At 64.1% G+C, this 7,663-nt stretch carries 6 protein-coding genes and 1 pseudogene; 2 read left to right on the top strand and 5 right to left on the bottom strand.

Annotated features, from left to right (window positions below; genetic code table 11):
* The 3 genes from VFL62_RS25860 to VFL62_RS25850 form a co-directional block, all read right to left on the bottom strand.
* The coding region (locus VFL62_RS25860) for an acyltransferase family protein (RefSeq protein WP_325175233.1) at positions 1 to 845 on the bottom strand (845 nt) is incomplete at its 3' end.
* Between the two features lie 237 nt (positions 846 to 1,082).
* A complete protein-coding gene (locus tag VFL62_RS25855) occupies positions 1,083 to 2,117 on the bottom strand; it encodes an alpha/beta hydrolase (protein ID WP_325175232.1) in 1,035 nt (344 codons plus the stop codon).
* 280 nt (positions 2,118 to 2,397) lie between these two features.
* Entirely contained in the window at positions 2,398 to 3,609 is a 1,212-nt protein-coding gene (locus VFL62_RS25850; RefSeq protein ID WP_325175231.1) for an extensin family protein, read from the bottom strand.
* 502 nt (positions 3,610 to 4,111) lie between these two features.
* On the opposite strand from VFL62_RS25850, the gene VFL62_RS25845 reads away from it, so the two are divergent.
* Positions 4,112 to 5,413 (top strand): FecR family protein, encoded by a 1,302-nt coding sequence (locus tag VFL62_RS25845; protein ID WP_325175230.1) that lies wholly within the window; start codon positions 4,112 to 4,114, stop codon positions 5,411 to 5,413.
* Between the two features lie 49 nt (positions 5,414 to 5,462).
* On the opposite strand, the gene VFL62_RS25840 is transcribed toward VFL62_RS25845, so the two are convergent.
* The gene (locus tag VFL62_RS25840; protein WP_325175229.1) at positions 5,463 to 6,239 is read right to left on the bottom strand and encodes an NUDIX hydrolase; all 777 of its coding nucleotides are present in this window, start codon (positions 6,237 to 6,239) and stop codon (positions 5,463 to 5,465) included.
* Between the two features lie 113 nt (positions 6,240 to 6,352).
* Complete coding sequence (gene asd / locus VFL62_RS25835; protein ID WP_325175228.1) at positions 6,353 to 7,219, bottom strand: archaetidylserine decarboxylase; 867 nt, start codon at positions 7,217 to 7,219, stop codon at positions 6,353 to 6,355.
* Between the two features lie 34 nt (positions 7,220 to 7,253).
* Between asd and VFL62_RS25830 the strand changes: the two are divergent.
* Positions 7,254 to 7,663: pseudogene (locus tag VFL62_RS25830) on the top strand (glutamate-1-semialdehyde 2,1-aminomutase); the annotation flags it as partial.

Genomic DNA, 7,663 nt, shown 5'->3' with positions numbered 1-7,663 from the left:
GACGTCAGCCCTCCCCAGGCCAAAAAACAGATCACCGCCGCCGCCAGCCAAATCCGCCAATGCCGCGCCACCGGTCCATCGGCGCGCAACAGGCCGCGGTCGCAGCCACTTCTGTCACCGAATTGGCCGCCGACGGAAAATCCGGCGAAGAAGGCAACGAGATAAAGCAACGGGCGGCAGCGCTGAAACGAGAACGGCCCGACATTGGTCCAGTCCCAGGGCGAGAAGGCAAGCGCGAGGGGGACGTAAGCCACGATCATCAGCGCGATCAGTCCCGCCAGGAAAACCGGCGGACGGTCGCTCAGATCCCCCACCAGCCGGCTCAAGCCATCGCGCAAACGCGGCGCGAAGCTGCATAGCGCCGCCGAAAGCGCGCTGAGCACGAACACCTGCCAGAGAAACCATTGCGGCCCCGACGGCCACATCGGAAGCGTCCGCCAGTGCTCCCAGAACACCGCCGGCGAGGGATCGGCCGCGGTCAGCCGATACGAAGCATAGTAAGCGAGCGGGCTGAGGATCGTGACGGCAAACACGAAAGGAAGGCCGATGCGCCACCACCGGTCGGTGAGATAGGCAGATGGTCCCTTGCGTTGAAGGCTTGCCGGCGCGAACAGGCCGGCGAGAAAGAACATCAGCGGCATCAGGCTGATGTCCTGCCAGGCGCAGAACAGGTCAAAGCCGAACCATCGCTTTGAATCGATGATCGGAAACGCGATCCAGCGATAGGGCTCGGCATCAAAGGCAAAGGGCTGGCTCGGTTGCGAAGCGAGATACGGCAGCGCGGAATGGAAGGCGACCACAATCAGGATAACGACGGCGCGCAAATTGCTGAAAGGGACATTCACGCTCAAATTCATCTCGCGCTGCGGTAAAAAGGCCTGGGCGATCAAAAATAACTGAAGAACGGTACCCTTCGTTCCAAGCGTGACTTTCCCGCGGCCACACATGGACCGGCCTGAGGCGGCGACATGTCCGCCTCACGGCAACGCCATGCTAGCATTTGCCCGTGACGGCAAAGCGAGAGTCGGATTCTAAAAATAAATTGACCCGAACGTCTCGCCGCGTCTTCCTCGAGCGGTCAATCAACCGCCCTTTGCGACGTCGATGACCGCCTGCGCAAAGGCCTGCGGCGCCTCCTGCGGCAGATTGTGCCCGATCCCGCCCGGGATCAGGCGGTGCGAATATTTGCCGGAGAACATTTTTGCATAGGCCGAAGGTTCGGGATGCGGCGCGCCGTTGGCGTCGCCTTCCATGGTGATGGTCGGCACGCTGATGACCGGAGCTTTTGCGAGCTTCTGCTCGATCTCGTCGTATTTCGCCTCGCCTTCGGCGAGGCCCAGCCGCCAGCGGTAGTTGTGAATCACGATCGCGACGTGATCCGGATTGTCGAAGGATTTGGCGCTGCGCTCGAAGGTCGCCTCGTCGAAATTCCATTTCGGCGAGGCGAGCTTCCAGATGAGCTTGGAGAAGTCGCGGCGATATTTCTCGTAGCCTTCCCGGCCGCGCTCGGTGGCGAAGTAGAACTGATACCACCATTGCAGCTCGGCCGCGGGCGGCAGCGGCTTCCTGCCGGCTTCCTGGCTGCCGATCAGATAGCCGCTGACGGCAACCAGCGCCGTGACACGCTCCGGCCAAAGTGCCGCAACGATATCGGCGGTGCGCCCGCCCCAATCGAAGCCGGCGAGCACGGCTTTGTCGATCTTGAGCGCATCCATCAGCGCGATCGTGTCTTGCGCCAGCGCGGCGGGCTGGCCGTTGCGCACCGTGCTCGCGGACAGAAACGTCGTGGAGCCATAGCCGCGCAGATGGGGAATGATCACGCGATAGCCGGCTGAGCTCAGCACCGGCGCGACCTCGACAAAAGCGTGGATGTCGTAGGGCCAGCCGTGCAGCAGGATCACCGGCTTGCCGTCGGCAGGTCCCGCCTCGGCATAACCGACATTGAGAACGCCGGCATTGACCTGCTTCAGCGGCGCGAACGATGCGTTGCCGCCGGCCTTCGCCGAACTGCCGGGCGCAGAGCTCTGCGCCTTGGCAGCGCCGAGCGAAAACTGCGTCGCGGCGACGCTGGAGACGGAAGCGCCTAAGAAATGCCGGCGATCGATCGGGTCTGACATGCTTGAGGCTCCTTCCTGGGCGGCGCTGGCCGCGTGGAAGAGGCGTTATAGGCCCGAATAAGGCGGAAAACGTACCGGTGAGCGGGGTTCGCGACCAGTTTCACCTCCGTTCCGGGATGCGCCGTCGCGACAAAATAGCGAACTATTTTGCGGGGAAGGCGCAGGCCCCTAGCCGCAGTTGACAAACATGAATTCCGGGTTCGCTCGTTTCAGTCGCGCTTCGGAATGACGAAAAGAATTCGATGGCTTGCGGGCGCGGCGCGCCGCGTTGGCGAACGCCCTACTCGTCCTCGAACTCGTCTTCTTCGTTGATTCTAGCGCCGTGTTTGCGCGAGGCGCTCTTGTGCGCGCCGAGCGCGCCGGTCGTGTACGGCTCCCGCGAGGACGCATAGGGATTGCGCTGCATCGCGCGCGAGGCAACTTCTTCGCCGGAGACCGCGGCAGGCTCGCAGATCAGACGCCGCGAGGCGCGTCGCATCAGGTCCACATGGATGTGGTCATAGTGATAAGAATTGGAGCCCGGCGCCAGCACGGTGGTGAATTGCTGGCAGGCGCCCGCCTCCACATCGCGCAGAAAGCCCTGCTCTTCCGGCAGGCCGCGCCAGCCGTCTTTCACAGTGATCCGCCGGCCGTCCGACAGCGTGAACGCCGCGATATCGAGCGCGTTGCCGAAGGCGTGTTCGGAAATATGCGCGTTCGGATTGCCGTTCATGCCGCGGCAGGAATAGGCCGAGATCTGCTTGATCTCGACCACGCGCTGGCCGAACCAGCGCTGCGCGGCCGGCTGCACCGTCTCGTTGAGCCAGCGATCGAGCACCGAGACCAGCGGACAGGCCAGCGTCGCGGCGGGCTTGAGCGCGACGAGCCCTGTGGCCAGCGGCTGCATCGGTCCGGGCCCCAGCCGCGGCGACGACTGATAGGGCGGCACCTCGACGCGCTCGGGCGCCGGCGCATAACGGTCACGTGACGTGTTTGGCGGCGGCGCATAAGGCGAGGACGGCCCGGCTTGCCAGCCATGCGGCCCGCTTTCGCCTGGCACGCGGCCATCATCCTGATCCGGTGCGACGCCAGGCGCGCGCAACGACAACGGACCGTTCGACGGGGAACCATAGCCGGGCGATCCATAGTTTGGCGCGCGATAGGGCTGGTCGGAATAATAAGACGACGGCGGCGGCTGGCCGACCGGCCAGCGCGGCTGGTTGCCGATGGTTGCAGGCGGACGCAGATCCTCATCGGCAAAGCCGAAAGTGGAAGAATTTTCGCCGAACGCGGAAACCCTCAGCGGAAAATCGGCGCCGCAGGCGCCGGGGCCGGAAATCGGGCTGATCCGAACCAGATCGGGGCCTTCCTTGACCGCGCCCGACTTGAGACACGCGATCTCGGCCTCGGCACGCCACGGTTCGCGCTCCTCGGAAAAGAACCCGCGGCCGCATCCGGCTAGCGATACAAGGACGAAGGAGCCGACGAGATACCAACAAACTCCGCGCGTCATGCGGGAGAACTTCAACGAATTTATTTAAGGACTTATCAACGCCTTGATTTCACGACTCTTTAACCACGTCGCGAGCGTTGCTGCGTCGCGGTGGTGCGGTGCATGGACAGCGCGGCTGACTTTTTTGCGTTGGAACGGATGCTAACTTTGCACGTTATGGTGCTCAGCGTCCTGACCTCGGGGAGTTTGCGATGACCTATCGTCCTTATGTCAGCCAACTCAGCATCGTGACCGCGTATCTCGCTTTCGCCTTTGTTGGCGCGATCATTCTGGGCGTTTTCTAGCTCGGCGCGCTTTTAGAAGCGGCACGAACGTCCATCGCTTTCAAAACCCGGCGGACCACCGCCGGTTTTTTTGTGCGCGGTGGTCTTGGGATTGCCGCGATCAACGAGATCGCCCTGCGCCGTGCTAGCCGCTGCGCCGCGGCTCCTGACGTTCATGCCACATTCAGGCGCAAACCGCCTCAATCCGGCAACGACAGCTGTTGGGGTAGAAGGCGGGGATGTACCTTTCATCGACGGGTTCGCGTCACGGCGGACAAAACGCGACACGACGATGGTCATCATCAAAGGCGCTGGCGCTCGTTGCCGGCCTGATGTTTGCCAGTTCAGCGCTGGCGCAAACTCCGCAACCTGCCCCTGCGCAGCCAGCCACCGCCGCGGCTCAGCCTGCTGCCGACGAGCCGATCGGCAACGTCGCCACGCTGACCGGCTCGGCGAGTGTCGTCCGCAACCAGAATACGCTGCCGCTGAAGCTGAAGGACGATATCTATCTCAACGACGTCGTGACGACGTTCGCGGACTCGGCGCTCGGCATCACCTTCAACGACGAGACCACCTTCAACCTCAACGCCAAGGCCTCGATCACGATCGACGACTTTATCTACGAGGATGGCGGCAAGCAGAACTCGGCGCTGTTCGACGTAACCAAGGGCACGGTCGCGTTTGTCGCTTCCGCCGTCGCCAAGACCGGCAACATGAAGATCACGACGCCAACCGCAACGCTTGGCATTCGCGGCACCACCGGACTCGTTGAAGTGAACGGCGCCGGCAGCGGCGCCCACAACATCAAGCTCTATCCCGATCCGGACGGCCATGTCGGCACCATCGACGTCGCCGACCGCAACGGCACGCGGCTCGGCACGCTCAACCGAGGTGCCAGCGGCTTTACCGTTCGCGCTGGCGCCGGCGGAAGATTCACGGCAGCGCCGCTGCAGATCTCGCAGCAACAGGCCGCACGCGACCAGGGCTTCGTGCGTCAGGTGCACGCGGCGCAGGTCGTCGGACGCCAGGTGGTCACTGAACAACGCGCGTTGCGGCGCGCCAACCCGAACCTGAACCGCAACAACCAGCGTGGCACGCCGGGTCAACCTGGCCAGCGTCAACCTGGACAGCCGCAACCTGGTCAGCGTCAGCCGGGTCAGCAGCAGCCCGGTCAGCGGCAGAACAACCTGCAACAGCGCGGCGACGAGCGGCAGAACCGCCAGCAAGGTCAGCCCGGGGCGCCAAATCGGGCCGGGCAACCCGGACAACCGGGTCAGCCCGCAACGCCAAACCGCGCCGGCGAGAATCGCCAGGGCGGACAGCCGGGCGCACCGAACCGCAATGGCCCGCAAGGACAGCCGTCACCGAACCGGGCGACCGAGCAAGGCCAGCCGCCCGGCGCGCAACGGCCAGGCACCCAACAAGGCGCGCAGCCGCAACGCGAACCCGCGCTGCGCCAAAGCGGGCCGCCGAACCGGGGCGCTGCGCCGCCACGGCGCGCACCGCCGCCGAAAAAGCCGCCGCGGGAAAAGCGAAGGTAATGCGGACCTTCAACGAACTCGTCCCTGCGTTCGCGGGGACGACAAAGATTCAGCCGACCCGCCGCAGCCAGCCGCGCACGCGCTGCATCATGTTGACCCGTGGGCTCTGCGGTCGTTTTACCAACTCGTCCTGCACGATTGCGTCATCACGCACTGTCTCGAAGGGATCGACATCGGCACGCTCGGTCTGCACCGATGACGGCGCGATCTCCCGCGTGAGCAGGGAGGCGAACGCATCGATTGCCTCGTCGTCGGGCAATGGCGCGCTGCGTTCGATCACCTCTGGCGCGGCGATAGCCAAATCTTGCGGCAATGGCGCCATCGGCGGCGAAATCGCCGGCGCGGATTTTGGCGTGGCGACGCGCCGGCGCGGCTTGGCCGGCGCAAGCGCCTTGGTCTCGCGCGAACGGCGCGCCAGCGCCGCCGACTCCAGCGCCAGCGGTCCGACATTGGCGAGGAATGCCCGCTCATGGTCGCGCGACAGCCGCTCGACGGCGGCCTGCAGCGGCAACCAGTCGACCGCGATCACATCGCGCATGAGATCGCGCGTGGGTTTGCCCTGCGTCTCCATCCGCCAGTAGTGCACGATCTTGGAACGGCCGCCGGCGTCATAGGCCAGCGTGCCCAGAAACTCATGCACCGACACGTCGTGCCCGGTCTCTTCCCAAACCTCACGGATCGCGGCCTCGCGCGGCGTCTCGCCGTCGTCGAGCTTGCCCTTCGGCAGGACCCACTCGCCTTTGCGCAGGCGCACGACCGCGATCTGCGGCGGCTTTGATGCCCGCAGCACAATGCCTCCCGCCGCCAGAACCGGCGATCGCGCCATCTCTCAATCCCTGAAGCAAGCCGAGTCCAATCGACTCATGTTTTATATAGAGCAGAAGTTCCATGAAATCGATGATGGATTTTCATTTTCATCCGCGGGCAGGATCTTGCCGCTCACCGCGGCTTGCGCAGCAGCGGCTGCCCGGCCTTTACCGCTGCGCCCTCGCGCACATTGTCAGAGAATTCGAACCGGTCCGGCGTCAGCACGATGATGGTCGAGCCGTGCTCGAACCAGCCAAGTTCGTCACCCTTGCGCGACCGCACGTCGCAGGGAAAGACCGTGGGACCCTGGGTCTGCGCGTTCAGCGTGCGGTCGATGCAATGCAAGCGAAGGCTGGCGACCAGAATCGCCGCGACCGGCACCAGCGTCAGCGCCTCGCCCGATGCGAGATGCGTCTCGATCACCGCGCGCTCGTTCTTGCAGAACAGCTTCTCGACCCGCTTCAGCGCGATCGGATTGACGTTCCAGACGTCGCCCGCGATGAAGGTGACGCGCTTGATGTCGATGTCCGCCGGCGCATGAAAGCGGTGATACATGCTCGACGTCAGCCGCAAGGTGACGAAACGGCCGTTGCGGTGGGTTTCCACCAGCTCCGGCAGCCCCAATAGATCGAGCAGCGAATAATTCGCGCCCTTGATCTGAAACAGTTCGGTATCCGCGATGGCGCCGTGGGCGCCGATGATGGCGTCGCTCGGGCTCGCGACAATGGCGGGATCCGGGTCGAACGGCCGCAGCCCTTCCTTGAGTTCGCGCGTAAAGCAATCGTGCAGGCTCCTGAATTCGGTCTTCTTGGCCTCGGAGAGATCGAGGTCCGAAAACAACCGCCACAGCGCGATCGAGGCGGCACAAATGACGGGATTCTCGATCTTGCTGAACCAGCCCATGAAGCGGGTGATGGCGGCCCGCGGAATCCGGTTGGTGAGCAGGAAATTAAGGTCCTCCTGCTGTGTAAGGCCCGCGATTAGCCCCTTCACTGTCATGAATCTGTCAGATCGACCGGCTAGCGCTTCTGGCATGGATTCGTCTCTCCCGATTCTCTCTCTGTCCGCCGCAGCCGTGGCCGGCGCCGCCGTTGCTTTCCCCAAGGTCAAGGCGCGCCTTGAACTGTCGCGGGCCAAGCACCGCTCGCTGGCCGGACATTCGAAAATGTCCCGCCGCGTGGCGAAGCTGTTGCCATTCTACGAATTTTCCGGCGACAGGTATTTTGCCGCCGACGGCGCGCCGGCGGAAATCGCGGCCCGCCGCAAGGACGCCTTCTTTGCGCTGGCCAAGCTTTACGCCGAGCGTTTCGCCAAGGGGCGCCAAATGACGGCGGAAGCCGTCACGCAGATTTCGGATCTGCAATTCACCCGCGCCTACCGCGTGCCGTTCCAGTTCTCCCGCCTCGTGCAGGAAAATCTCGGCACCTCGGCCTTCATGGAATC

The sequence above is a fragment of the Bradyrhizobium sp. genome (assembly GCF_035701725.1).
Lineage (GTDB): Bacteria > Pseudomonadota > Alphaproteobacteria > Rhizobiales > Xanthobacteraceae > Bradyrhizobium.
Note: the sequence above shows the minus strand (reverse complement) of the source record. Positions and strands in the feature narration are given on the sequence as shown.

Excerpts from the sequence above, each read along its gene's own strand:
- asd (WP_325175228.1), bottom strand. The coding sequence starts at position 7,219 with ATGACAGTGAAGGGGCTAATCGCGGGCCTTACACAGCAGGAGGACCTT.
- VFL62_RS25850 (WP_325175231.1), bottom strand. The coding sequence starts at position 3,609 with ATGACGCGCGGAGTTTGTTGGTATCTCGTCGGCTCCTTCGTCCTTGTA.
- VFL62_RS25855 (WP_325175232.1), bottom strand. The coding sequence starts at position 2,117 with ATGTCAGACCCGATCGATCGCCGGCATTTCTTAGGCGCTTCCGTCTCC.
- VFL62_RS25845 (WP_325175230.1), top strand. The coding sequence starts at position 4,112 with ATGTACCTTTCATCGACGGGTTCGCGTCACGGCGGACAAAACGCGACA.
- VFL62_RS25840 (WP_325175229.1), bottom strand. The coding sequence starts at position 6,239 with ATGGCGCGATCGCCGGTTCTGGCGGCGGGAGGCATTGTGCTGCGGGCA.